At 45.6% G+C, this 1,768-nt stretch carries 1 protein-coding gene and 1 pseudogene; both read right to left on the reverse strand.

Annotation, left to right across the window (positions count from 1 at the left end):
* The coding region (locus tag ACTHUT_RS19670) for a DNA methyltransferase (RefSeq protein WP_440419506.1) at window positions 1–1,347 on the reverse strand (1,347 nt) is incomplete at its 3' end.
* 27 nt (window positions 1,348–1,374) lie between these two features.
* Window positions 1,375–1,768: pseudogene (locus ACTHUT_RS19675) on the reverse strand (restriction endonuclease subunit M); the annotation flags it as partial.

Raw genomic sequence — 1,768 nt, forward strand, 5'->3', positions numbered from 1 at the left:
TTCATGAACTAAGCTAAATTTTCGTTTGGTCATTCTACCCTTGGGGTTGATACGGACAGCAACGATGCCAAGCTGGTTTTCTTCGCCATAAACATTACTTAAACATTCAATTAGCTTACTTAATTCATAATCATCAATAGCAACAGAAATGATTCCGTCATTAGTTTGTAATAAATAGCTAAGGTGTAACCTGCTTTCCATTAAAGAAAGCCAAGAGCTTTGTTTATAAGAATTTTTATAAATAATTTCGGATGAATTAGTGTTATACGGCGGATCAATATAAATACATTTCACCTGTCCGCGATAACGCGCCTGCAACAGGTTCAGGGCTTGGAAATTGTCGGAATGGATGAGCAGGCCGTCTGTGGCTTCATCTAAATCATGGTCGTTTGAGAGGGCGGCGAGGAGCGCGGTTTGAAAGGCGGCAGGGAAAAGGGATGTATCAACCGTCAGATAAGGGTTTGATTCGGCAAAGGAATCCGAATTTTCATCGGGGGGGGGTAAATCATTGATTGCAAAAAGATTTTTCCATGTTTCGCGCTGTTTGGCATTGGCAAACACGGTTTTTAGCATTTCTTGGGGAATATGGTTCAGCGTGATGAGCCAGTGGCTTTTGGCGACAAATTTCTTTTTCAGCCACAGCTTTTTCTGAAAATCTTCCAGTTGGGCGAGGAAATCGATGATTTCTCGGGCGATGGCGCGCAGGGTTTGGATTTGGTGCAGGCTGCCTTCGATGTTGGCGAAGGTGGGCGCGTCTTGAATGTTGTCCAAGTCCATCACTTCGTTTTTGATGTAAAAATCCAATTCGCGGCGCAAAAAGCCGCCCAAGTCTTTGTGGATGAAATAATCGGCGGTGTTTTTGGCGGTGTAGTCGGCAAGGTGCTTTTCCAATAGCGTACGTTTTGAGTTTTGCTCAGTCGGTGCAAGCTGCCAAACGGCTTGCCAATCTTCTCCTATAAGGTCTTGAAGCGTGGCGATGGTGTTTTCGTTGGCGATTTTCTGCGCCTTTTTCCCACCTTCGGACGCAACAGTGTATTCGAAGCAGATTTCCAGTGTTTTGCCGCCCGAAGCGTCTGAAATTTCACGGACGGGATAAACCGCTTCTTCGTGAAGGTCGCCGTTGTCGTCTTCTTTTTCAATCACGCGCTCTTGTACCAGCGCAAATACGCGGGCGGCATCGTTGTCTTTGCGGTTGTCTTTAGCGGTGTCGGCTGCGGTCAGGCGGAAAAATACTTCGCGGCCGTCTGAAAGTTTGAAGCGGTAGTTGCTGAAGTTCTCGCCCGATTTGGTGTAATACTGGTCTTTGTTCGCCCAGTGCAGCAGCACTTCTTCGCCGCTGTACGGCACGGCGTAGGTATCGCCCTTGTAGCGGCGTTAGCTGATGAAGTCACCTTCTTCGTAGTAGCGCGAAAAGAAGGTGAGCAGATGGCTGTAAACCACTGCTTCACTTGTCACGCTACCTTTTTGAGCGGAAGTAATTTTGTCTTTTAATTCCTGAATTTTGGGGAGATTGTCTGGATTTGCACCTAAAGCAGCAGCGGCTTTTTCAGCTTCAGCCAGCTCTTTCTGCCAACTATTAATTTGTGTTTGGCTGGATGTGGAAAATGCGGCTTGTATTTTTGCAGGGAGCCTATTTTGCAGATAATCACCAATTTCTTTAGAACGGCTATTTAAAATTCGGTAAATGCCGAAATCAAGATCAGCACGGTCGATTTGGAAGATTTCTTTTAATTTTGCAATTAGATCGGTTTGATAAGACATAATACAC

It is taken from the genome of Neisseria sp. P0022.S010 (assembly GCF_051956635.1).